We start from the raw sequence: 23,893 nt of genomic DNA on the forward strand, positions 1-23,893 counted from the left end.
CAGCCGGAGCCGCGGGTGCTTCAGCCGGAGCGGCAGGTGCTTCAGCCGGAGCGGCGGGTGCTTCAGCCGGAGCCGCGGGTGCTTCAGCCGGGGCCGCGGGTGCTTCTGCCGGAGCGGCGGGTGCTTCAGCCGGTGCCGCGGGTGCCTCTGCCGGAGCGGCCGGTGCTTCAGCCGGAGCGGCGGGTGCCTCTGCCGGAGCCGCGGGTGCTTCAGCCGGTGCCGCAGCTGCTTCAGCCGGAGCGGCAGGTGCCTCTGCCGGAGCCGCGGGTGCTTCAGCCGGAGCGGCGGGTGCTTCAGCCGGAGCGGCCGGTGCCTCTGCCGGAGCGGCCGGTGCTTCAGCCGGAGCGGCGGGTGCTTCAGCCGGAGCGGCGGGTGCTTCAGCCGGAAGTTCACCGATCACGATGCGTTTGATAAAGGAGTCGGGAGTGAAGTCCTTCTGCGCGAGGGGGAAGGCGTGAACGCGCTTGGTCTGACGATTCTCCAGTTCCACGCTGGCGGTGCTGCAGTGCAGGAGCCAGGTGGGTGTGCCTTCGATCTTGGATCCATCATTGCGCGTCACGGTGATGCGCTCAATGACCCATTTCGGCTGGTCCTCGGAGCCCTGGTTCGCCCAGTCAGCATCCACGATTTTGATATCCCGGGCCGGGATGGTCACGTCACCCTCTGCTGTGGTCAGCCTGAGGGATCCGTACTCCTGGCGCAGGGAGCCCACGCCCGAGCCCAGTACCACACCGAACTCGGCCAGCTTGATGACGCCCGTCAAAGTCTCGCCACTGCGCAGGACGACGGTGCCGCGGAACTCGCCCGCGACTTCCTGGGCGGCTGCGGGGAAGCATCCCCCGATCAGCAATGCCGCGGCCAGAAGAACCATTGTGCGTCTCGTCCGGTCCATGACCTTCACCTCTTCTGCCTCGTACCCCGGATTTTCGGCTCCGGGTCCGAAGCGGGCGCATCCCTGGGGAGCGCCGGGTGTGTTCACTCGCGACTTCGGCGCGCCCGGGCTTCCAGCGTCTCCGCGAAAGCTTCCAGGCGCAACCGGTTCTGCGCATTCACCGGTCCCGGTCGGTCGCCCTCAATCTCAAGCACCGGTGCCTTCAGATACTGCTTCAGGAGCAGACCCTGAATCTGCCGGAAGCAGAAGGTCTGCGTGTAATGCACGATGCCGTCGATGTTGCGGCGGTCGATCTCCCGGTTGATGTCTTCGATTCGTCCAAAGACATCGTAGGGGTAGGTGTATCTCAAGTACTGCTCGATCAGGTCGCAGTTCTCGCACTGGCACATGGAGAACTGGCGCTGCATTTCATTGTAGACCACCTGCACGCCCAGGCCTTCCAGCACCTGATAGAAGTCCCCAATGATCGTCGGGACACCGATGACCCCGATACGCAGGCGGGACTTTGCGGGTGTTCTCCGGCGTGCTTCGCTGAGCAGGTTCGCCACCTGCGTGGCGAAGCCCTTCACGTCTGAGCAAAAATCCGTGGCGCTCACAAGGTAATAATGATTCTCGAAACCCGACACCACACCCTCCTGCCAGGTGAGACGATCCAGCTCCGCGAGTTGCCGCCGCAGGGGCTCCAGTTCACGGCGCACTGTTTCGGCCTGCTCGAGGGTGGTGCCGAAATGCTCAGCCATCCGCGCCAACTGTCCGGCCAGCAGTTCCCGGTTGCGTTCCGAGGGGTACGCAAAGGGGTATACCTTCACGCCGCGCACCCGGAGGGTCTCCATCATCGCGTGGGTCTGGCTGCAGTCGCCCTGAGTCACCGCGATGATCTCCTCCATGCCCCGGGCGAGCGTGGTGGCATAGATGCCCTTGATCCAGGCGCATGTGTTGCGCGGGTAGCCTTCGCGCTCGGCCGACGCCACCAGGCCAGGGCTGTCGGGGTCGGAGATGAAGATGTTATTGAGGTCCACCGGCACGATATTCGCGGCCAGAAGTATCTCCACCGGAATTGTTGTCGTGAACCCGACCACGCGCGGCATCAGCGAACTCCCATGACACGGTGGCACTGTGGGATGATGCGCACGTCCCGCAGGTGCTGCCGTGCGATCTCATACAGCCGGTGCAGCTTCGTTTCCGTGGGCGCACCATATTCCGCTGCCAACTGGGTAACGGGCTGGAGCACCAGTGGCGCGCTGATTTTCTTCTCTTTGAGCAAGGCCGCGGCGCGTTGCAGTTCCCGGTCAGGAGTGGACTCCAGGACAACGGCTTTCACCGCGACGCACTTGTCGCCGGCGATCTGCGCACTGCGCACGAAAAGGTCCTCCGGCACAGGATGCCGCAGCGTGGAGGGGAGCTTGTAGTCCAGTGAGATGAAGTCCAGCTGGTCCACGACTTCCTGGAGCGCGTCCGGCAGGTGCCCCGCGGATTCCAGCCACACCTGCAGGCCTGCGGCGTGCAGTTCGCGGGCAAGCTCCGAGACGAACCGGGGGTACAGGAGGGGTTCTCCGCCGGTAATCGCCACGGAATGGGTGTGTTCCGCGGGCTTGGCGAGACGGCGCACGTGAGCGGCGACCTGGCCTGCAGTTGTCGGACTGTCGATCTCCATCCACCCATCCAGGCCCGGCTCCGACTGGACGCGGCAGGTGCCCGCCAGTTCCCGCGCCGCCGGGGTATCGCAGTAGACGCAGGTCAGGTCGCAGCCTCGCAGGCGCACGAACACCTGGCGTACCCCAACCAGCGGGCCCTCTCCCTGAAAGGAGCTGAAGATCTCTGCCAGCGGTGCGCGGGTCACGGCACCGGCCTCACTTTGCAGCGGGCAGCGTCGATGGTTTCGAGTTCCCTCGCGAAAGCCGTCATCAAGCGCCGGGCGAACTGTTCCGGGTCAACACCCAGCTCGGCAAGACCCACCGCCGGAACAGGGGCGCCAGCGGGGTCGATATTGAGCGCGAAGTGGATCAGGCTGGAGACCGGAGAAACGGTTGCGATTGAGACCGACAGCTTGCGCTCGCCCACATACAGGTCGTCGCCCTCCCTGTGCAGCTTTTCGACGTGAGCCAACTGTTCGGCGGCGATAGCCACGAGAAGGCGCTGACGCAGGATGGCTTTGGGCAGGTCGGGGTCGAAGAACTCACACAGGAAGTGGAGCATCTCTCGAGCCTCAATGCCCACGCCGCGGGCTACGTCGGCCTTATCCACCATCTCCGATAGTTCGACGCGGCATGGCCCGCAGAATCCGACGCAGGCATCACCGCGCAGATCGAAAGTGTCCAGTATCCAGTGGGAGCGCAGCTCTCGACCTGTGTAAGCGACAGGGACGGTGGCGAAGTGGGTCTGCATGGCTTGGGAGCTCCAATTCCAGGTGAGGGAATGAGGCCACCGGAAACAGGACCGACCGGCACACAGGCCGGCCGGTCGGAGTACTCAGGCTGGAGTGCGCCGGGTTACTTGCCCTTCCGGGCCGCCTTATAACGCATGTACTCCAGCGCCACCTGGGTGGCCGGGAGATCGCAGACCGTGGCGATCCGGTCGAATGCGCGGTTGAGCCCCATGATGGTATCATGCTCAGCATCCGGGTCCTGTTGGCGCACTTTGGTCTCGGTCTCGTAGACCATGGGTAATGCCTTCACGAAAAGTTGGGCCTGGGAGGTGGCGTAGCGCCGGGCCTCGGTGCTGGCGAAAAGCGCCTGCAGATCGGCATTGAGCTGGGCCCAGCCGCGCGTGCTGGCGCTGTGGGCTCTTTGCTGCGCGAGAGCCTCCTGGGTGGCCCGTTCACGCTGAGCTTCGCGCTCCTTGGTGCGCTCCCACGCGTCCACGGTTGCCCCTTCAATGCAGCGGATGTCCAGGCGTTTGCCGGTCTTCGCCTGGAGAACCTGCTGCACCTGGGACTTGTTCACGCGGGTCTCAACATAGCTCGCATGGCGCATGTCCTTTGGGTCGAAGCCCAGGATCAGCGTATCGCCCTCGATGACCAGAGGCACGGCGGCCTCCACGGCTTCCCAGAGGGTCCTTGTAGTACCGGGCAGACGGCGGACGCCCATGTCGACGTCTTTCCACAGCGCCTTGAGATCGATCTCATCTGGCATTTGCGCGAACCTCCGCAGCGCCCGGTTCCGGCACTGGCCGGTATGGCGCGCGTTGACTTTCCCGACGGGCTTCTGTAGGCTAATAACATCCCTGATTGCGCTCGCATTATAGCACAGGGATTCTTGGCATGCAAACCACACTACGATGCCTCGGAGGCCGTCCTTGGACCGCCAGCCAGCCCCAATCCTGAGTATCGAGAACCCCACCAAGATCATCGCCACTATCGGCCCGGCCAGCAGTGGCGAAACCGTCCTGCGCGGTCTGGTGCACGCCGGCGCCGACATGATGCGCCTCAATTTCTCCCACGGGACCCACGAGACCCACGAGGAGATCTTCCGCCGGATCCGCACCATCGAACAGGAGACCGGGCGTTTCCTGGGAGTCATCGCCGATCTGCAGGGGCCGAAGATTCGTACCGGGTTGCTCGAAGGCGGCGGCCCGGTGTTGCTGGAAGCCGGCCAGACACTCACCATCACGACGGAAGAACTCGCCGGTAACGCTTCCCGCGTGAGCACCACCTACAAGTCTCTGCCCGACGACGTGCAGCCCGGTGACCGAATCCTCATGGATGACGGGCTTCTGGAACTGAGGGTCTGCGAGGTCCGGCAGACCGAGGTCCTCTGCGAAGTCGTGGTGGGCGGATTCCTGGGGGAGCACAAGGGCATCAATTTGCCCGGCGTGCAGGTGAGCAGCCCCGCCCTCACTTCCAAGGACCGCGCCGACCTGGAGTTCGCTGTGGCCCTGGGAGTCGACTACATCGCGGTGAGTTTCGTGCGGTCGGCGGTGGATGTGGGGGTAGCGCGGGATGCCATCGCGGCCCTGGGAAGCGACGTTCCGGTAATCGCCAAGCTGGAGAAGCCCGAGGCCATCGATGAGCTCGGGGCCATCATCGACGCCGCCGACGCAATCATGGTGGCTCGTGGTGACCTGGGTGTGGAACTATCCCCCGAGAAGGTGCCGATGATCCAGAAGCGCGTCATCCGCGAGTGCGCCCGACGTAGAAAGCCGGTTATCACCGCCACGCAGATGCTCGATTCCATGCGCGAGCACCCGCGCCCGACACGCGCGGAAGCATCTGACGTGGCCAATGCCATCCTGGACGGCACTGACGCCGTGATGCTGTCGGGGGAGACTGCGGTGGGTCAGTATCCGGTGGAGTCAGTGGCGATGATGCGCCGGATCGCTCAGTCCGCTGAAGAGGAGCTGTTCCTGGGCAGCCACCTGCGACTGGCCAGCGCATCCGACGAACCCTTGAGCTTCGCAGACGCCTTGAGTCGGGCGGCTGCGCAGGTTGCAGAGAATCTGGATACCAAGGCGATCGTGGCTTTCACCCAGTCCGGTTCCAGCGCGCGGCTCGCGTCCCAGTGCCGCCCGAGGGTGCCGGTGCTCGCGGCCACGCCGCTTCCGGGAACTGCGCGGCGGTGCGCTCTGTACTGGGGTGTGCGATCGACGCTCATAGAACCGGTGCAGGATACCGATGAAATGCTGGAAGGCATTGAGCGGCGAATCCGCGAAATGAATATAGCAAAGGCCGGGGACGTGATCGTGGTCACCGCCGGTACACCCATCGGCCGCCGCGGCACCACCAACATGATGAAGCTGCAGGTGATTCACTGACCCGATCTGATGCGGGGTGGGCTCGGGCAGGCGCCGGGTGCTTGCGCCGTCCGGCAGGCTGAGCCCCGGACATGGACACCGGCGCCGGGGCCCGCGTCCATGGAACAGGAGCGTACTCCGGTTCAGTTCCAGACAATGCAGGAACCCTCTGCGTCAAGCCGACAGTTGACGCCTAACCTGCCGCAAAGGGAATGGTGCAAGATGCAGATGGAGGACACCCTCAAGCGCATTCACACGTGCGGAGTGGTGGCGGTAGTTCGCGGCATAGGCGCTGAGGCGCTTACCCGGACTTTGGATGCCCTCTTCGCCGCGGGCGTGGACTGCGTTGAGATCGCCATGTCGGTCCACGGCGCTCTCAAAGATATCAGCCGCTTGAAAGAGCATTGGGCGGACCAGATGATCATCGGGGCCGGAGAAGTCTTGAATGGTGAGATGGCGACCCTCGCCGACGCGGCCCAGGCAGACTTCTGCAGCGGGATCGGCGCCAGCCCCAACATGGTGCGGGCCTCGATCGAGCACGACTTGCTGCCAATTCCCGGAGCACTGACCCCCACCGAGATTCAGGTGGCCTGGCATGCGGGGGCAAGCATCGTCAAACTTTTCCCCGCCGAAATGCTGAATGCAGAATATGTCAGCACCGTCCGGCGGGTGTTGCCGCGGGTCGAAGTCATGCCTTCAGGAGGCATTTCCGCCGACAATGCAGCAGCATTCGTGCGCGCGGGAGCTTTCGCGGTGGGCGCCGGACGCAATGTGGTAGACCCGGCCCTTGTCGAAGCGGGACATTTCGACGAAGTGACCCGTCGTGCCAGGGAGATTCGGCAGGCGGTACTGGCTGCCCGGGAATGAACCCGGGAAGCTTTCGACCGTCCCAAGAACAGTAGAGGAAAACGCCGGACTGATGCCGGGAAAAGAAAGGACAGGGAAGATTCGCACCGAAACAGGACCGGCGCTACTGCGAAACCGAAATCGATGAAGCTATGAACCGAAGCCTCCTGACAATCTGCCTGTCCCTGATTCCGGCCGTGGGCGCACTGGCCGACCCCACGGCGGTCTATGTGTCCATTGCCGGTCGCCCCGCAAACATCGACCCTCCCGCCGTCGTGGTCTCCGATCATCTCATGCTTCCCGCCGGGTTCCTGTCCGGACATCTGGGCATCGCGGTCACCACAGGTTCTGCCGCGGGCTCGTGGCGCCTGGAAGCCTTCGGTCATGTACTGCAGGTGTTCAAAGGCCGCCAGCAGTTTGTGCTGGACAACACAGCCATGAGCGCGGCCCATCCCGCAGTGGTCATCGACGGCCGGCTCTACGTGCCGGTGGAGATGATCAGCCGCAGTTTCGGGATCATCTGGGGTCGCCGAGAGGGGAACAAGGGGTTCGATCTTCTCCCGCCGGGCGCGGTGGTGCAGGATGTGCGCGGCGGCGCGCATCAGGACTACTATCGACTGGTGTTCGACATGTCCCGGCCGTCGCCATACTGGCAGGCGAAATCCAATGGAGAATTGATCATCGACATCCCGCCGCCTGAGGTCCTTCCCCCCGACTGGGGCGCCCTGCGATTGTTCACCTTCGAGGACCCGCTGAAGCCGAAAGTCACCGCGAAGCGCACGGACGACAACTGGACGCGGCTCACGGTGAGCTTCGATAATGGAGGCCAGCCGTCGCTGATCTCCCTGGGCAACCCCAGCCGAATCATCGCCGACATTCCGCGGCTCAAGCCTTTGAACGCCACGCCGGTGGAGCCTGTGGAGCCCCTGCCGAAGAAGTCCCCCGCGCTGCCGCCGAAGGTTGCCACGCCCTGGACGGTCCGCCATTTCAGCACAGCGCGCGGGCTGGTGCGGGTGTTCGTGCTAATCGCATCCCCGACTGCTGTCCGTCCGGCAATGGCCGGGCCCACCATCCGCACCCTGGCGACGGTGAGCAAGATGGCTGCCCGAGCAAGCGCTCCGGCGGCGATCAACGGCGGGCATTTCGACAAGAGCGGCGCGCCCCTTGGCATGCTGGTGATCGACGGCGAGATGATCAAGCACCCCATGCGGAATCGCACAGCTCTTGGGCTGACGTACGACGGGAAGGCAATCATCGGCCACCAGCGGTTCGAGGGCAGCCTGCGCATTGAGGGTCTGCCGAAGCTGGACCTGGGCGGGATCAATGCCAGCCACTGGGCCCTTGCGCGGCCCATGGTCTACACGCGCCGCTGGGGCAATGCCGTGGAGGGAGCCGGCAACAAGGTGCGGCTGGTGATCTCGGGCGACGGTGTCGTCACCCGGGTTGAGAAAACCGGCCTTCCCGTGGGCATTCCGGGGGACGGGTATGTGATCTCGGCCGGAGGCGAAGCGGGTGTCATATTGGCCAATGTGGTCCCGGGCACACGGGCTTCGGTGCACCTGGACGCGGTCCCGCACTGGCCCAATCTCAGGCACGCTGTCGGCGCGGGCCCCCAACTGGTGCGCGACGGGGAGCGCGAGATGACCCACGAGGAGGAATTGTTCCGGCTGGGACCCGGAAGGCCATGCCCGCGCTCGGCCGTAGGGATTGACGCCGACGGGAACCTCATGTTCGTGGCTGCCGAGGCGAACGTCGCCAAAGGCCTGACCTTGTGGGAACTGTCCAGCGTCATGTGGAAGCTGGGCTGCCGCGATGCCATGGCGCTGGATGGCGGAGGTTCAACCACCGTGTTCTTCAAGGGCCGGGTCTCAAACCATCCCACGGACGGGGCACAGCGTCCGGTCTCAAATGCGATCCTCATCTACGGGATTCCGTGAGGGCTGGTGAGGGTTTCTGCCGGGGGGCTCTGCCGTCTGGAGGGGCCGCATGGGAAAGCCCGTTGGTACGAGGCGTCGAGACCCATCCGGCCCGGCCTTTGCCTTTCCCCAAACACGCTGAAGGGTTTCCTCTGCCTGTCGCGAAACGTTCCCCGATCATGCGCTGCCTTCTGCTCTGCACCTGCGTCTGTATCGCCGTCGCCTGCACCGCCGAGCCCTACTCGGGGATTGTAGACTACCTGTCTCCGGTGGACGGTTCACGGCAGGCCTACGGCATTTACGTCCCCGACCGCGAGGCTCCCGAAGGCGGCTACCCGGTTGTGCTCCATGCCCACGGTTACGGCTGGTCGGTGAGCGCCGGCTTCTCCCAGTGGCAGAAGGACTGGGCCGATGCCCACGGCTGGATTCTCGTACAACTCAATGCCCGCGGGCCCAATTTCTACTGGGGCATCGGCGATATCGCCACGCGGGAAGTCATCGACGATCTGGCCACACGCTTCGGTGCAGACCGCAGCCGCATCTACATCACCGGCGGCTCCATGGGCGGGACGGGAGCCTTCCGACAGGGCGTGGTGCACCCGGACTACATCGCTTCCGCAGCAGGGGTGGACGGCTGGACGCATTACGGTGAATGGCACTGGCACTGGTATGCCCGCAAGGACCAGCGCGACGAGATCGAGGAGTTCCGCCGGCCCCTGTTGGAAGCGTCTTCGCCCTTCTTCCTGGCCGAACGCGCACTGTGGGGGGATGTGCATGTTATCGCCGATGGGCGCGACGATGTGGTCTATCCGTGGCAGGGGATCGATCTTGCGAACCGTCTGCTGGACCTGGGCATCGATAAGCCGGGGCTGTACTCCTCCGGCCTCACCCTCAACTATGACAAGGGCCACGGCGGCGGCTACAACCTCGAATGGATTTACAATTACTTCCTCGGGAAAACAACTGCGGAGAATCCCGCGCACTTTGTGGTCTCCACCACCGTGCTGGCCCACGGAGAGCTTTACTGGGCGCGCATGGAGCGGCAGGCAGTTCCCGGGGACAAGTCGCTCCTGGAATGCTGGACCGACAAGCAGCCCGAGTGCGAGGTAGTGGCGGCCCTGGGGGGCCTGCGCAGCCTGGACGCGTCAACCGCCTGGGCGCCGGACCTCGGCTCAACCGGCCGCCTGCCCAATGTTCCAAGCAGTCGTGAGTATACAGACACGCCGGTGGGCGTGGTGAATGTCTCCACGGTGAACCTGGACGCCTTCAGCCTGAACCTCCACGGGTCCGACATCCGCGAACTGCGGCGCGTTGCGGTGTTCGCCGACGGAATCCCTTGCTATCTCGGCCCCGTGGACATCGTGCGCTTTGAGGCGGTGCGCGACGACCTGGGGCGACTCACCGGCTGGCTGGCGATACCGGGCGATCCGTCGAGCCTCGCGGAGGTGGACGGTCTGCCGGTCAAGTCGCCCGAAATCTGCGGGCCGCTGGGGCATGCCTTCGTGACGCCGTATGTCGTCTGTTACGGCACCGCGGGACCGGACGAAGACGTGGCCGTTCACCGCGCCGAAGCCGAGGCCTTCTGTAGAGGCTGGAACGACTTCATGGTCCACGGGCCGGGCTTGACGGCGATACCCGAAGACGATCTGTCGCCCGAAGACCTGCAGGCGCGCAATGTCATCGTCTACGGCACGCTGGACACCAGCCGTCTCCTGCAGCGCGCGCACTCGGTCTGGCCGCTGCCAGTGCAGGTGCGGGCGGATTCGGTGCTTGTGACCGACCCGCTCACCGGCGACCGCGAGTATCGCGGCCGGAAGTACGGGGTGTTCGCGGTCTACCCCAACCCCCTGAACCAGGGCAAGACCTACCTTGCGATCTGCAAGGGCCGCTTCGCGACCCAGCCCGGAGGCAAGGACCTGCGCGGGCTGGAGTTCGACCTGGAGAAACTGTACTGGGGTTACTCGGATTACGTGGTCTTCAACACCGACGAGGCGGACCTGCCTTTCGTGCGCAATGTCAACAACAAGCCGCCTGTGACCTGCTATGAGGCGGGGTACTTCGTGGAAGCGGGGTACTTCGACCAGGACTGGCAGCCGGACCGGTACGTGACGCTGGATCGTGTGCGCGCCGCGAAGCCCGCCGGTGCGCGGCTGGTTCACGTGGCCGATGTGACCGTGAGTCAGACCCGACGCTCCATCCCCGCCATGGTGACCAATGAGGGCGATGCGGCCGACCCTCCACGCAGCGACTTGCCCTCACCAGTCTGGACCGCCGCGGTGAGGATCGTGGACGCTTCGGGCAAGGCAGTGCGTCAGGCCAGGGTGACCGGCGAGTGGGTCGGAGTGGATGGGGACTGCATGTCGCGGGTCAGCCTGAGCGACGGAGTCGCCTGGTTCCCGTACCCGGGTTCACCTGCCGACGGTGTCACACCGCGCTTTCGGGTGCTGAATGTGATGGCCACCGGCGCGGCGTATGACTTTGAGGCGGATTGCCTTGGGGGAAGCTCCTGGGTATCGGAGAACGGACTGCTCGCGCTGCGACCCGATCCCCCGCGCCGGTCGGTGGATCCGGAGGCCGTGTTCACGGTACGCGCGCAGGCGGCTAATCTCGGCAAGGAACCCGCCCGGGTTCGGCTTCAGTTCGTCCCACCCCACGGCGAAATCGTTGGCCCGCCGGCGGAAGCGACCCTCGGACCCGGCGAGCAGCGGGTCCTGTCGCTGCGCTGGCGGCCGGACCCGAGGGCGCCGTCCGGAATGCAGAGCGGAGTTCTTCAGTTGCTGTCGGACAGGTCGTCCGTCGCGAGGCCGGTTCGGCTGCGATTCCCGGGCCGTCCGAGCATCCACGCGCGCATCGGTGAGATCAAGGCCACGGATATCATCGCGGGCCAGACGGTGGAGATCAAGGCGCCTGTGGTGAACATCGACCCGGACAGCCCTGTGCGGGTGACGGTGGCGTGCAGCATCGTCCAGGCAGGTGTGCGCTTCCCCGCTGCGGAACTGGAGATCGAGCCGGGCAAGAGTGCCGAGGCCGTCTGGCGCGGGCCTGAGGGCGAGAGACTTGAGCCCGGGCGCTACATCGCGCGCATCAGTATTCTTGGCGCGCCCTTGCTGTCCGAGACGATCGAGTTTGGAGTGCGGCCGGCCGCTCCTTAGCAACGGCGGACGGCGGCGGGCGAGACGCCTGCTCCACGCGGCTGAGTGAAAACGGCCGGCGCGATGCGCGGGCCGCTGTGAAACGAGGTACTCGTCATGAAGCGCTGCACCCTGTGTCTGATCGCGCTGGTCCTGATCGGAACAGCCTTCGCCCAGCAGGTCCCGCTCCTGCGCCAGGCGCCCATTGAGGACCTGTCCGTCACCCTTTACGCGGACTCGGACCGCGCAATGGTCCAGGAGACCTGCCAGGTCCTCCTGCCCGCCGGGGAGAGCGAAGTGCGGTTCCAGTGGACCGACGCGGATGTGGATGTGGGCGCCATCAGTCTGCGGTCCGCCCAGCCCGTGGTCGTGGGCGGCGTGCGCCAGCCCGCAGGCACCTCGAAGACCTTCGCCTGGCCGGTGCGCGTGGATCAGGCAGGCGAGTACCGCTTCGTGGCCTCGTATTTCGTCCGGAGCATCAAGTGGAGCGCCACTTACCGCCTGAGCTTCGATGCCGAAGCGGGCACGGCGGCGCTGGTCGGACAATTGCATCTCACCAATGCCGGCAAGCTCCCCCTGCGCGGAGTGGATGTCTCCTTGTGTGTAGCGCCCTCGGGTGTGCTGGGGAGGATGGAGTCCGCCGAAGCCGGTGGCGTGCTGCCGACCCTGGCGCGGCTTGAAGACTTCACGCTGGAGCCCGGCTGGCAGCGCCGGGTCAGTTTCATCCGGGCCCGGGACCTGCCGGCGCGGGTGGTCTACCGTGCAGAGCCTGAATCCCAGGGCCAGAAGGTGCGCCGCTTCCTGATCGTTGATATGAAAGACCTCGGCCTGCCCACCGCTCTGCCCAAGGGCCACCTGGAGGTCTCCGAGCGCGTCGGCCTGGACCTGGTGCCAGTGGCCGCGGGTGATCTCGTGCAGGCCCAGGACAAGGATACCGAGATACTGCTGGGCGACGAGCCCAACGTGATCTTCGAGCGCAAGATACTCAAGCGCGGCAAGAATATGCTGGAGTTCGATCGCCTGGGCCGGGTGTCCGGCTACGACACGACGGAGGAAGTCAGCGACCTTCTCCGCAACCGGCGCGCTTCCGCGATCAGGGTGGAATTGATCGAGGGCATTGGCGGCAAGTGGGATTTCACGAGCCCTGATGCGCCGACGCTAAAGGAAGCCAACCTGCTGAAGTGGGAGTTCGAACTGCCGGCGGGCAAGGCGCGGGAGATCCGGTTCACCATCACCCGGCACACCGGCACCCGGGCCGACTGATCGCGGCACCGTCCGGAGTGCTCGGGTTCCGGACGCGAGAGCCCGGGACCGCATGCGTTGGGCATAGCACCGAACCCGGGTACGGCTCGCCTTCGGATGCCAGTCCCCCGATGCTCGCCGCGCAGCAGGCCGGGCCCCGGCGCATGCCTTGCGCAGGTCGTCGGGACCCGCCCGGACAGGTCCGAGCAGGCGACGACCATCCGGATGGGTGTGGAGCCGGCGACCCGCCCTCTTTTCCCTGCATCCTCGCCTTGACACGCGGAGGCCCGAGGGTTTCTACTTGGGGGCGCCGCGCCATCTCCATTGCCGGGCACCCGATTGCCGATGGCTTTCCTGCGAAATGTCCGAAAGGGGTTCATGTACCTGCGGAGGGACTGGTCACCGTCGCCCGAAGACCTCGCGCTGCTTGAGCGATATCTCACCCCCGAGGAGCGCGAACTGTTCGAACGCATGGACCCGCCGGACCAGCAACATTCCTTCAAGGTAGCGAACCTCTGCGCCCGGTCGCTGGACAACTTCCCCGATGCCAACCGCGACGCGATCATGAAGGCCGCGCTGCTGCATGATGTGGGCAAGATCGGGGCGAATCTGGACCTGGGTTTCCGCACCTGCTGGGTGCTGTCGCATAAGCTGGCCCCGTGGCTCATGGACTGGCTGTCACTGCATAGCGAGCACGCCCGGCCGGGCACCTTCCGGCACAAGATGTGGCTTCAGCGCACCCACGCCCATTCCGGCGCTCAGGTCCTGCGGGAGATGGGTGTTGCCGAAACGGTCTGCAGACTGGTGGAGGCGACCGCAACGCGCCGCGAGCCCGGAGACCCGCTTGACTGGCGGATCATCAAGGCCGCCGACGGCGACGTGGTACTGGCGCCGGGGGATGAAACGAGGTAGACTCCGCGCGGGCGGTCCGAGACTTGCCCGAGCCACTGTTGAGAGTTGATGGTTTTGCGACCTGCGTGGATGGAAGTTGAGCTGGACGCCATCGCGTCCAATTGCGAACTCGTCAGGCGACATGTTGGCGCAGACAAGAGCATCATCGCAGTGGTGAAAGCCAATGGCTACGGCCACGGCGCCGTGCCCGTTGCCCGGCGCCTGGTGGAGTGCGGCGCCCAACTGCTGGCGGTGGCCTTGCTGCAGGAAGCCGTCGAGCTGCGGGATGCAGGCATTGACTCTCCGATCCTGGTTCTCGGCGCGCCGGATTGCTCCGAGGCTGAGGGTTTCGTGGAGTACGGCGTGCAGCCGCCCATCACCAATGCGGAATTCGCGCGGGCATTGTCGGAAGCGGGCGCGAAGCTGGGTTGTGATGCCGTCCCGTGCCAGGTGAAGATCGATTCGGGCATGGGCCGCCAGGGCGTGCGGGCCGATGAGGCGGCGGAAATCGGGCTGCTGATCCGAGAGCTTGGCAATCTCGATGTGCGCGGGGTCTTCAGCCATTTCGCCAGCGCTGGGAGCGACCCGGAGTTCACCCGCCGCCAGACGGACACCTCTATCGAAGCGATGCAGACATTCACAAACGCTCTGGGTAAGCCGGTTGCATTGCGGCATCTTGCAAACAGCGGCGGCGTATCGCGTTGCCCGGAGTCATGGCTGGATGGCGTGCGGCCCGGGGCGATTCTATATGGGATCACGCCACCCGACAGCAGCGAGGGCCTGCCCGGAACGCGCCAGGCGATGACGCTGAAGGCCCGAATCGTCTGCCTGAAGCGGCTCCAGCGGGGGGAGACGGTTGGCTACGGGCGCACCTACACCGCGCAGGATAACGCCCGAGTGGCGATCCTGCCCATTGGCTATGCAGACGGCTATCCGCGGAGTCTGTCCAACAACGCGGATGTGCTGGTGGGCGGGAGGCGCTGCCCGATTCTGGGGCGCGTGTCCATGGATGCGATTGTGGTGGATGTCACGGCTGTGCCGCAGGCGCGGATGGGCGACGAGGCTGTCTTGATTGGAGCGCAAGGTGAGGAGTTCATCAGTGTGGATGAACTGGCGCGGCGGGCGGATACCATCGTGCAGGAGATTGCGGCGCGGATGAGTGCGCGGCTGCCGAGGGTGTATAGCGAGTAAGGTGAGACGGCTGCCTCACCCCCTCGGTCCGCCTTTCCTTCTCGGCGACCGCAGGCGGTCGCATCGCTCAGGATGACGGGGAGGGGAACGGCTGTCGGGCGAGACGCCCGACCCACGCGGACAGACCACGCGCAGGCCGACCGTCCCGGTCGGCATCACGACGGTGCGCAACCCGATGGGCCTTTCCGTCCGGAGGACGGTCGGCCGCAGGCCCGTAGACCCGTGCTTCAGCGCGGGGCCGACTGGCGGCGCGGTGTGCCACCCTCCTCCTCTTTCCGTCCGGAGGACGGTCGGCCGCAGGCCTGTAGACCCGTGCTTCAGCGCGGGGCCGACTGGCGGCCGGTGTGCCACCCTCCTCCTCTTTCCGTCCGGAGGACGGTCGGCCGCAGGCCTGTAGACCCGTGCTTCAGCGCGGGGCCGACTGGCGGCGTGGTGTGCCACCCTCCTCCTCTTTCCGTCCGGAGGACGGTCGGCTGCAGGCCCGTAGACCCGTGCTTCAGCGCGGGGCCGGGGAGAACAGTGGAGGCCGACGACAATGCCCCTTGCGGATGAGATGCTCTCTCAGGAAGCCCTTGCGGTGGCGGGAGTCTCGCGCCACGGGCGCGGTTTCGGATTCCAGGTCTGGAAGCACTTGCAGGCGAAGGGTATCCGGGCGTACGCCATCAACCCGAAAGCCGCCGACATACTGGGCGAACCCGCATACGCCTCTGTTGCCGACCTGCCCGAGCCGGTGGGAGGAGTTATCACCGTGACGCCGCCCGCCTCGACAGTGCAGATTGTGCGTGATTGCATCGAGGCAGGCATCACCCGGGTCTGGATGCAGCCGGGCTCCGAATGTGACGAGGCGGTGGAACTCGCCGAAGCCAACGGGATCCAGGTCTCCACCGGCGCCTGCATGCTGCTCCTGTGAAGATCGCGGTCCGGCACGGTCCGGGCCAACTGGAGGACATCGCCGCATGGACTTCGAGCGTACCGTGACCGTTCAGGCGCCCGCGACCACGGCCAATCTCGGCCCGGGGTTCGACTGCCTGGGCATGGCGCTGGACTTCTGCAACACCGTGGAACTGGGCCTGGCGGAAAAGACGCGGGTTGAGATCACGGGCTTCGGCGCCGATACTCTCCCGACAGACGGCCGGAACCTGGTCCTGCGCAGCGCCGAGAAACTGGCGGCTTTCGTAGGCCGCCGTGTTCCGGGCTGGCGGCTGAAGCAGCATAACGAAATCCACCTCGCGAGAGGCATGGGCAGCAGCAGTTCGGCCATTGTCGCGGGGCTCGTGGCGGCCAATGCGCTGCTGGAGGCCGGGCTGGGCGACCGGGAGATTCTCGACCTCGCGGTGGAGATCGAGGGGCATCCGGACAATGTGGCCCCGGCGCTGCTGGGCGGGTTGACGGTCTGCTGCACGGACGACGAGGGCCTGGGCGTGGCGCGCTTCGAACCACCGCCCGGGCTGCTCGGATGCCTGGCGATCCCGGACTACGAGGTGAGCACCGAGGCGGCGCGGAAGGTGATGCCCCAGACCATCTCCCACGCCGACGGGGTGTTCAACACCTGCCACGCGGCGGCGGTGCTGGCGGCGCTTGTGTCGGGGGACATGGAGCTATTGGGACAGGCGATGAAAGACCGCCTGCACGAGCCGTACCGGGCGCCGCTGGTGAAAGGCATGCAGCAATGCACCCGTGCCGCCCGGGAAGCGGGGGCATATGCCACCGCCCTGAGCGGCTCGGGGCCGACGGTAATCGCCTTCGCGGGGGACAATGCGGAGCAGGTCCTCGCCGCAATGCTGGACGCACTGAGGGCAGAAGGCGTGAGGTGTGAAGGGCGAGTGGCGGGGCTGTCGGCGGAAGGTGCGCGGGTTCAGGATGAGAGGAGCAAAGCGTGAGGCAGAGGCGGTTGCCTTGGGGCCAGATGCGAGGCGTCATCGCCGTCCTGATGACGGGGTTCCGCACGCCACAGAGAGCAACGGCAGGCGCAAGCAATCATCCATACACGCTGGAGAAGAATGATGTCTGACAAGATCAATGTCGAACAACTCCATGCCGCCATCGAGGCCGATACCGATCTGGCCCGTGAGTGGCTCATGCAGATGATCCGCTACCCCAGCACTCAGGGCCATGAGCAGGAGATGGTGGCCTACACCAAGGGCCTGCTGGATGAACTCGGGATCCCCGCCGAACTCAGGGAAATCCCCGATTCTATCATGGATGACCCCCTGTACAATCATAACGAGAACGAGTGCTCCTATGAGGGGCGCTACAATATCGTGAGCGTGCAGGGCGGAAATCGTGACGGCCGCAGTCTCATCGTTAACACCCACATGGACGTGGTGCCCGGCGATGACTGGGGCGGCTATGAACCGAAGTGGGACGGCGAGTTCGTCACCGGCCGGGGCGCCATGGACTGCAAGGGCGACGTGGTCATGATCCTGCTGGCCCTCAAGGCGCTCAAGGCCCAGGGTTACGAGCCCGCCGGGAAACTGGAAGTCCATCTCGTTCTGGAGGAGGAGCCCGGCGGCAATGGGGCGCTGTCCCTGATCCGCCAGGGCGTCGAGGCTGATGCGTGCATCGTCTGCGAGGCCTCGGACATGAATGTCTTCCCCGCGAACCGCGGCGCGGTCTGGTTCCGGGCGAAGACCACCGGTATCTCCACCCACATGGGCCGGCGGCATGAGGGCGTCAATGCCATCGAGAAGATGATGGAAGCGATCCGCTGGATGCTGGTGTACGAAGAGGAGCTCATTGCCCAGAGCAAGGGCAACCCGTTGTTCGACCGCTACGAGAACCCGGTACAGGTCTGCATTGGCATGATCCACGCCGGGCAGTGGCCATCCAAGGTCCCCGATGAATGCGTCGTCGAAGGCGGTGTGGGTTTTCTGCCGAACAAGACACTGGATCAGGTGCGTGCGGAGTTCGAAGCGGCCATCATGCGCACCGATGACGAATGGCTCAAGGAGCATTTTGAGATCTCTTATCCGAAGCTGAAGAAGGACGCGTACGAGATCGACCCGAAACACCCGGTGGTCACGACCATGCACGAGGCGGCGCTGGGCGTGGGGCTGAAGAGCGAGGTCTTCGGCTGGAACGTAAGCTGTGACGCCGCGCTCTATGCCAAGGTCGCGGGTATCCCGACCATTGTCTTCGGGCCGTCGGACATTCGCGAGGCTCACGGGCAGGGCGAGAAGGTGCGGCTGGCGGATATCATCAGCGCCTCCAAAGCACTGGCGGTGGCGATTGCGAACTGGTGTGGTTAGCCGCACCAAGGAAAGGGAGTGGCGATGTGGATCTCTGGAGGGGGATGCTTGTTCTGGCGATGCTTGCGCTCATCCCTGCGGCATGGGTGATGGCGCAGGAGGCAGGTGAGGCTCCGGCAGTTAGCGAAACCCACGCGGAAGATGCGCACGAGCACGCAGAGGAAGCCGCCGGGTCCCACGAAGGAGCAGGGGAGTACGAGGAAGAGGAGGAGCATGAGGAACACGGCGGGCACTGGATCGACGGAGTGCATATCGCCGGGATCATTGGCGGCGGCGTAGCGTTCCTTGCGCTGTGCGGCGGCGCGTATATTTACCTGATCGCCCGAAAGGGATCGATCCGCCGCCGCCTCTCGATTCGCCGGGTACACATGGCGGCTGGAGCGATCGCGGTCGCCCTGGCCGTGGGCCACTCGATCGGCAGGGCCGTCCAGGAGGGCGAGTTCGAGTTCGGGACTTCCCCACCGCGTCTTGCCGGGGCGTTCCTCGTGCTCATACTGCTGACCGGGGCCTGGCGACAGTGGACCCCTGGATTCCTGAAAGGCGCTCCGGCGCTGCTCGCGTGGCTGCACCGCATCGCCGTGGTCGCGGCCCTGTACTACCTGCTCGCGCATGCGTTGCACGAGTACAACTCATTCGTCGGCGCGTAACTGCTGTGCGCACCGTCCCAGGACGTGAGAAAGTTGGCCGAGCTGTACTCAACCGGAGTGACGTTCATCGATGAAATGCTGGGCGGGGGAGTCCAGCCGGGTACGCTGGTTGTGGTCCGCGGAGCGACGGGAGTAGGCAAGACCCAGCTGGGGCTGTCGTTTCTCAATCAGGGGCTGAAGCAGGAGGGCAGCCGGGGCATCGCCCTGGACATGGCCTCGCGAGGGGACTCCCAGCAGCACGCCGAGTACGCCCGGCGGCTCTTTGGCTGGGAGATGGTGTCGGGCGAGGTGGACCCGGACACAATCTGGAACGGGTCATTCCGTCGCGTGGACTACTTCGCGAACTTCAACTACACCGGTAAGCGCGTGGTCCGCGACAACATGACCGAAGAGGAGTGGCGTGCCTGGAAGCGGGTGCTCAATGAAAGGCTGTCGTCGGTGGTGGCCTTCTATTACGGACACTTCGTGCATGGTGTGAGGCGCTGTGTGGTGGATGGAATCGAGCCCTTCGACAAGGCCGGCGACTCCATCCAGATCGAGCTCTTCGAGTATCTCCTTCATAGGGTCCTGCGCAAGCGGCATGATCTTGTGGCGCGCGAGCTGTTTCGCGGAAAATGGATGGAGGTCAAGGATCAGGTCGCGGCGAACCCCTATGAGTACGAAGCTCTCGCGGCCATGTTCCTGCAGACCACCCGCGAGGTGGACCTGTCGGAACTCATCGCCGCGGAGACCCAGGAGGATGACCTGACCACCAATGCGACGACCATTATCGTGATGGGGCGCGTGATCGATGGTGCGAAGGTCAGGCGAGGGGCATTCATTCTCAAGAACCGGGGCGGGCAGTGCCCGGACGAGATCCGGTTTTTCGAGGTGACGGCCCAGGGACTGCAGGCGGTGGACTGAGGGGCAGTCGCGGTCCCTGAGCAACTGCTTGTTTGTTTGGTGGTCAAAGAAACGGCAGTGTGGCGTCAGACGGCGAGAACCAGACACGAAGAGACACCCTGTAAGCGGCAGCGGAGTGCTGTCGGTCACCCACGTGGAGACGTGGCAATATGGGTGCGTGCATTACCGCGCGCACCCTTTTGCATATGTCGTCGGGGCATCGCAGGCGTGCCCTAATTCACCCAATGGGAGGGTACTTGCATGAGAGTTGTTGTCGCTGTGCTGGCCCTTGCCGTAGTGATTTGCGTTCCGGTCTACGCCCAGGACAAGAACGCAGCAATCGAAGAGCTGAAGGCGAAGTACGAGGCGAAGATGCAGGAACTGCAGAAGCAGTTCGAGGCCGACCTGGCGGCCTTGGCGGCCGGAGAACCGATTGCCAAGCCCGCCCCCGCGAAACCCAAGTGGTATGACAACATCACCATCAACGGGTACTTCCAGACACGCTACCATGCGCGGCAGTACGACGCAGTCCCGGCCCCGGTCACGCCGGCATTTGTGGCCAACCCGAACCTGGGGTCGGAACAGGACGACTTCGAGCTGCGCCGGCTGTACATCAACGCCATCGCGCCGTTCAACAGCAAGACCCAGGCCGTCGTGACATGGGCTGGCGTGGGCCCGAATTTCCGCAATGGCACTGCGCTGTCATCGGAGACCGACTGGGCCAATATCTTCGTGGACTACATGCCCAACAAGGAATGGACCTTCCGCATCGGTCAGGGCCCGACCTGGTTCGGCATCGACACCTGCGAGAGTTCTTCCTGCCGGTTCACGCCGGAGCGCTGGGTTGCCGGCGAGGGCGTGCCGGAGGTTGGGCTGCGCGGTCTGTGGTTTGGCGGCCCCTGGGATCGCGGCGTCTATGTCATCAACGATCAGCGCTATAAGAGCGACGACAAGAGCGGGTTCCGCACCACCTTGAGCATCACCAATGGCAACTTCCGCGCACAGGACAATGACAGCCACAAGGACCTGGCGGTGGACACCACCTACTTCGCCAAATGGGGTCAGGTCGGCGCGGGCTGGCTCGACGGACAGTTCGCCGGAAATGACCGCGAGGCATTCGGCCTGAACTTCCGCATCCTGCCGGGGACCCTCTGCTGCGATGACCACCTGGGCTTCCAGGGCGAGTGGCTGGACGGTCGCTGGGATGCCACGGGCGCTGGAACGGCCCACGACCTGGATGGCTGGTACCTGCAGAGCAGTTGGCACTTCGACGACCACCCCGGCACCGCGTACCTGCGGTACGAGGAGTTCGACCCCAACAAGGACCAGAACGGCGACGAGTTCGACGCCCTGCACATCGGCTACATCTACGACCTGACCAAGATGGACAAGATCACTGTAGAGTATTCGCTGGGCGAGCTTGGCAACTACGATCACAACGACTTCATCGTGCAGTACCAGCGCATGCTGTAAGCCGCCGGGGCATGGCTCACGGCGTATGACCCATTCGGGGGAGCGGGCGCGATGCTCGTTCCCCCGTTTTTGTCTGGCAGAAGGTGCCCAGGCACCGAACCCGGAAGCTCCCCCAGGTGTTTACCCCTGCAATGATGCTGAAACGCGGACTGGACGGCCTGTGTTGCCTGCGATTTCAGGCGGGGCCGGCGCTGCTTGCTGTGGCGCTGCTTGCCGTGTTGCCTGTCTGCGCCGCCCACGCGCAGACGGGCGACTTCCGGTCGGCGCTGATGCAGGCCCGGGAACTGGTGGCGAGCGGGCCTCCCGAGCAGGTCGCCGCTGCCTTCCGGCAAGCCGCCGAAGCCACCGACGACCCGGATGAGCGCGCCCAGGCGCTCTTCGAGTTGGCCCGATACCTCGAGGCAAAGCGGTTGTACCGCGAAGCGGCGGGCGCCTTCGAACAGATCGCAGCCCTGGATCCCCCGTCGGTTCTTCTGCCCACCGCACTGGACCATCTCGGCCGCGTGTGCCTTCGGTTTGACCTCCCCCGCGCAGCGAGTGTCTACGAGCGGTTGGCGCAATTGCCCGGCATTGACCGCGGCTTCGTTGAGGGCGCACTGTGGGGGCAGGCCCGGGCCTACCAGCAGATGGGGGAGATGCCGAAGGCCGTTGCGGCGGCAGAGAAGCTCCTGGCGCAGTTTCCGGACGGGCGTTTCGCGGGGATGGCCAATGGGCTCCGGGTCGAAGCGGCCATCGAGCGGAACGACCTGCCTCGGGCGAGGCAAATTGCCGAGAGCGAAGCCGCGCGCGAGGGCGGCAATGCCGGGCTGCTCCTGCGGGTGGCGTCCGAAATGCGAGCAGCGGGGCAGGCTGCCGCGGCCCTGGAGGTCCTGGAGGCCTGCGCGTCGCGCACGCCGGACAATCTCACTGTCGAGGAAATGATCCTGGAGATACACCAGGCGCAGGGGACTTTGGGTGAGTACGAGAGGAAACTCCGGCAGACGGCGGGGACCGCAGCCACGCGGGAGACCGCCCTGCGCAGACTGGCGGACCTGTACGACCGCATGGAACGGCCGGGCGAAGCCCTCAAGGCCCTGCGTGAACTGCTGACAGTGAGACCGCGCGACCCAGAGATTCTCTCGCGCGCGGCGCGGGCGGCAATGCAGGCCGGAGAGCCGCAGACCGCAATCGCATACTACATGCAGGCGCTCGAGACCAATCCAGATAACGCCCGGGTCCGGTCGGAACTGGGCGACCTGTACCTGGCGCAGGGTGAGCGAGAAAAAGCATTGGAGCAGTGGAAGCGGGCGGCAAGATATAACCCGGAGAACGCTTTCACCGTCCAGATGCTGGGCCGGACGCTGCATGAGCGCGGGATGTATGCCGATGCGGTAGCGGTCTATCAGGAGGCGCGCGGAGCACAGAAAGACCCGGCGGCGATGGCCCTTGAACTGGGTGAGGAGTACGAGGCGCTCCTGCTCATCGACAAGGCGGTGGATGAGTACCTGCTTGCGATGGCGCCGGGACAGCCCTCGGCGGGCATCGCGCGGATCAGACTGGAGGCGCTGGCGGCCGACAAGGTGGTGGGTCCCGAGGTGGTGCGAGAGCTTCAGGCCAGAAGAAACGCTCCGGACTTCCCGGCGGCGGCGCTGGTGGCCCTGGGTGTCGCGCACCTGTCGTCGGGCGACCCCGTGAAAGCCCGCGAGGCGCTCTCGGATCTTGGCCGCACCACAGGGGACGGAGCGCTTGTGACCAGCACCGCGGCGATGTTCGAGGACCAGGCCCGGACCGACGCGGCCCTTGCCCTGTATGAGGCGGCCGCCGAAATGCCGGTGGAGGCCGCGGTATACGGACAGATCGCCGACCGCCGGGCATCGCTCCTGCTGTCCCGCGGACAGTGGCGGGATGCTCTGGATGTGCTGGAGGCGGCGGTAGCCACCGAACTGCCGGTGGCGCTGGCCGACTCCCTGCGCCTGAAGCTCGCCGACGTGCTCGTACTGCAGGCGGGGGACTGGGAGGCCGCGGCGGATTGGTATGCCACGGTCGCGGCGGAATCGGACGACGGGCAACACAGGATGCACGCGGCGTGGGGTCTCGCGGATTGTGCTTTCGTGGCCGGACGATACGAGGAAGCGCGGTCTGCGTACACCGCTCTGGCGCCGGAGGCACCGGGTGCGGAAGACGCCCCGCCACCCGTCCCCTTTGAGACCGTCTTCGGGCCAATGATCGCGGATTTCGGAGGGCTCAGGCAGAACAGTCTCGACCGGCCGTCCGGGCCGGATTACGCAGCGTACCAGCTTGCCGAGATCGACTTCCGCACCGGCGACATGAAGCGCGCGGAGGAGGGCTTCCGGCAGGTTGCAAGCAGATACCCCGACAGCCCCTTCGCCAATGATGCGCTGGCGCGAGAGCTTCTGATCAAGAGCGAGTTCACCGGCGAGTCGCCGATGGAGGGAAAGTACATCGAGGCACTGTGTCTTGCGGACCGGGGCGAGAGTGAGAAGGCCCAGCGCCTGCTGAAACTCATCGCTGACCTGGGCCCGGACGAGCCCCTCGCCGACGACGCGAGATTCCTTCAGGCACGCACCGAGGAACGTTACGGGCAGGCGGCGAATGCTTCAAGGCTTTATGTTTCATTGCGCGAGAAGTTCCCGGACAGCCCGCTGTGGCCCGAGGCGCTGCTGCGAGCGGCGGAGTTGCTCGCCAGGGATGAGCGCGAGCGCGATGCGGCGCGGGAGCTGTTCCGCACCGTGATGGCGGAACTGCCGGACAGTCCGGAAGCGGCACGGGCTGAGCTTGGGATTGACCGGCTGCAGAGGCAGTGAAG

Annotated in this window: 18 protein-coding genes and 1 pseudogene; 14 read left to right on the top strand and 5 right to left on the bottom strand. The window is 65.3% G+C overall.

Annotation, left to right across the window (positions count from 1 at the left end):
* The 5 genes and pseudogenes from HPY44_02850 to HPY44_02870 form a co-directional block, all read right to left on the bottom strand.
* Positions 1-376, bottom strand: a pseudogene (locus HPY44_02850) (hypothetical protein).
* A 599-nt stretch (positions 377-975) separates the two neighbouring features.
* Positions 976-1,980 (bottom strand): 2-hydroxyacyl-CoA dehydratase, encoded by a 1,005-nt coding sequence (locus tag HPY44_02855; protein ID NSW54928.1) that lies wholly within the window; start codon positions 1,978-1,980, stop codon positions 976-978.
* Positions 1,980-2,732, bottom strand: a complete 753-nt coding sequence (locus tag HPY44_02860; protein ID NSW54929.1) for a 7-carboxy-7-deazaguanine synthase QueE — start codon at positions 2,730-2,732, stop codon at positions 1,980-1,982. The genes HPY44_02855 and HPY44_02860 overlap by 1 nt, the downstream gene beginning before the upstream one ends.
* Positions 2,729-3,277: a DUF366 family protein gene (locus HPY44_02865; protein ID NSW54930.1), complete on the bottom strand. Its 549-nt coding sequence runs from the start codon at positions 3,275-3,277 to the stop codon at positions 2,729-2,731. Before HPY44_02865 ends, HPY44_02860 begins: the two co-directional genes overlap by 4 nt.
* 104 nt (positions 3,278-3,381) lie before the next feature.
* Positions 3,382-4,023 (bottom strand): hypothetical protein, encoded by a 642-nt coding sequence (locus HPY44_02870; protein NSW54931.1) that lies wholly within the window; start codon positions 4,021-4,023, stop codon positions 3,382-3,384.
* 145 nt (positions 4,024-4,168) lie between these two features.
* On the opposite strand from HPY44_02870, the gene pyk reads away from it, so the two are divergent.
* The 14 genes from pyk (at position 4,169) to HPY44_02940 (ending at position 23,891) form a co-directional block, all read left to right on the top strand.
* On the top strand, positions 4,169-5,641 hold the full coding sequence (gene pyk, locus HPY44_02875; protein ID NSW54932.1) for a pyruvate kinase: 1,473 nt from the start codon (positions 4,169-4,171) through the stop codon (positions 5,639-5,641).
* A gap of 201 nt (positions 5,642-5,842) precedes the next feature.
* Positions 5,843-6,487, top strand: a complete 645-nt coding sequence (locus tag HPY44_02880) for a bifunctional 4-hydroxy-2-oxoglutarate aldolase/2-dehydro-3-deoxy-phosphogluconate aldolase (GenBank protein ID NSW54933.1) — start codon at positions 5,843-5,845, stop codon at positions 6,485-6,487.
* 131 nt (positions 6,488-6,618) lie between these two features.
* Entirely contained in the window at positions 6,619-8,403 is a 1,785-nt protein-coding gene (locus HPY44_02885) for a phosphodiester glycosidase family protein (protein NSW54934.1), read from the top strand.
* Between the two features lie 158 nt (positions 8,404-8,561).
* Positions 8,562-11,534: a hypothetical protein gene (locus tag HPY44_02890; GenBank protein ID NSW54935.1), complete on the top strand. Its 2,973-nt coding sequence runs from the start codon at positions 8,562-8,564 to the stop codon at positions 11,532-11,534.
* Between the two features lie 96 nt (positions 11,535-11,630).
* The gene (locus HPY44_02895; protein NSW54936.1) at positions 11,631-12,776 is read left to right on the top strand and encodes a hypothetical protein; all 1,146 of its coding nucleotides are present in this window, start codon (positions 11,631-11,633) and stop codon (positions 12,774-12,776) included.
* Positions 12,777-13,133: 357 nt separating this feature from the next.
* Positions 13,134-13,667 (top strand): HDIG domain-containing protein, encoded by a 534-nt coding sequence (locus HPY44_02900; GenBank protein NSW54937.1) that lies wholly within the window; start codon positions 13,134-13,136, stop codon positions 13,665-13,667.
* A gap of 48 nt (positions 13,668-13,715) precedes the next feature.
* The gene (gene alr, locus HPY44_02905) at positions 13,716-14,837 is read left to right on the top strand and encodes an alanine racemase (GenBank protein ID NSW54938.1); all 1,122 of its coding nucleotides are present in this window, start codon (positions 13,716-13,718) and stop codon (positions 14,835-14,837) included.
* A 535-nt stretch (positions 14,838-15,372) separates the two neighbouring features.
* Positions 15,373-15,747: a CoA-binding protein gene (locus HPY44_02910; GenBank protein ID NSW54939.1), complete on the top strand. Its 375-nt coding sequence runs from the start codon at positions 15,373-15,375 to the stop codon at positions 15,745-15,747.
* 46 nt (positions 15,748-15,793) lie between these two features.
* Positions 15,794-16,717, top strand: coding sequence for a homoserine kinase (locus HPY44_02915; protein NSW54940.1), 924 nt, complete (start codon positions 15,794-15,796; stop codon positions 16,715-16,717).
* A gap of 123 nt (positions 16,718-16,840) precedes the next feature.
* The gene (locus HPY44_02920; GenBank protein NSW54941.1) at positions 16,841-18,085 is read left to right on the top strand and encodes an ArgE/DapE family deacylase; all 1,245 of its coding nucleotides are present in this window, start codon (positions 16,841-16,843) and stop codon (positions 18,083-18,085) included.
* A gap of 26 nt (positions 18,086-18,111) precedes the next feature.
* Positions 18,112-18,732, top strand: a complete 621-nt coding sequence (locus HPY44_02925) for a hypothetical protein (protein NSW54942.1) — start codon at positions 18,112-18,114, stop codon at positions 18,730-18,732.
* 33 nt (positions 18,733-18,765) lie between these two features.
* Positions 18,766-19,635, top strand: a complete 870-nt coding sequence (locus HPY44_02930) for a recombinase RecA (protein ID NSW54943.1) — start codon at positions 18,766-18,768, stop codon at positions 19,633-19,635.
* Positions 19,636-19,875: 240 nt separating this feature from the next.
* Positions 19,876-21,087 (top strand): hypothetical protein, encoded by a 1,212-nt coding sequence (locus HPY44_02935; protein NSW54944.1) that lies wholly within the window; start codon positions 19,876-19,878, stop codon positions 21,085-21,087.
* Between the two features lie 131 nt (positions 21,088-21,218).
* The gene (locus HPY44_02940; GenBank protein ID NSW54945.1) at positions 21,219-23,891 is read left to right on the top strand and encodes a tetratricopeptide repeat protein; all 2,673 of its coding nucleotides are present in this window, start codon (positions 21,219-21,221) and stop codon (positions 23,889-23,891) included.
* Positions 23,892-23,893 lie beyond the last annotated feature (2 nt).

It is taken from the genome of Armatimonadota bacterium (assembly GCA_013314775.1).
Lineage (GTDB): Bacteria > Armatimonadota > Zipacnadia > Zipacnadales > JABUFB01 > JABUFB01.

Bases quoted from the DNA above. Each gene is read 5' to 3' on its own strand.
- HPY44_02855 (NSW54928.1), bottom strand. From the start codon at position 1,980: ATGCCGCGCGTGGTCGGGTTCACGACAACAATTCCGGTGGAGATACTT.
- HPY44_02865 (NSW54930.1), bottom strand. From the start codon at position 3,277: ATGCAGACCCACTTCGCCACCGTCCCTGTCGCTTACACAGGTCGAGAG.
- HPY44_02870 (NSW54931.1), bottom strand. From the start codon at position 4,023: ATGCCAGATGAGATCGATCTCAAGGCGCTGTGGAAAGACGTCGACATG.
- pyk (NSW54932.1), top strand. From the start codon at position 4,169: ATGCCTCGGAGGCCGTCCTTGGACCGCCAGCCAGCCCCAATCCTGAGT.
- HPY44_02880 (NSW54933.1), top strand. From the start codon at position 5,843: ATGCAGATGGAGGACACCCTCAAGCGCATTCACACGTGCGGAGTGGTG.
- HPY44_02885 (NSW54934.1), top strand. From the start codon at position 6,619: ATGAACCGAAGCCTCCTGACAATCTGCCTGTCCCTGATTCCGGCCGTG.
- HPY44_02890 (NSW54935.1), top strand. From the start codon at position 8,562: ATGCGCTGCCTTCTGCTCTGCACCTGCGTCTGTATCGCCGTCGCCTGC.
- HPY44_02895 (NSW54936.1), top strand. From the start codon at position 11,631: ATGAAGCGCTGCACCCTGTGTCTGATCGCGCTGGTCCTGATCGGAACA.
- HPY44_02900 (NSW54937.1), top strand. From the start codon at position 13,134: ATGTACCTGCGGAGGGACTGGTCACCGTCGCCCGAAGACCTCGCGCTG.
- alr (NSW54938.1), top strand. From the start codon at position 13,716: ATGGTTTTGCGACCTGCGTGGATGGAAGTTGAGCTGGACGCCATCGCG.
- HPY44_02910 (NSW54939.1), top strand. From the start codon at position 15,373: ATGCCCCTTGCGGATGAGATGCTCTCTCAGGAAGCCCTTGCGGTGGCG.
- HPY44_02915 (NSW54940.1), top strand. From the start codon at position 15,794: ATGGACTTCGAGCGTACCGTGACCGTTCAGGCGCCCGCGACCACGGCC.
- HPY44_02920 (NSW54941.1), top strand. From the start codon at position 16,841: ATGTCTGACAAGATCAATGTCGAACAACTCCATGCCGCCATCGAGGCC.
- HPY44_02935 (NSW54944.1), top strand. From the start codon at position 19,876: ATGAGAGTTGTTGTCGCTGTGCTGGCCCTTGCCGTAGTGATTTGCGTT.
- HPY44_02940 (NSW54945.1), top strand. From the start codon at position 21,219: ATGATGCTGAAACGCGGACTGGACGGCCTGTGTTGCCTGCGATTTCAG.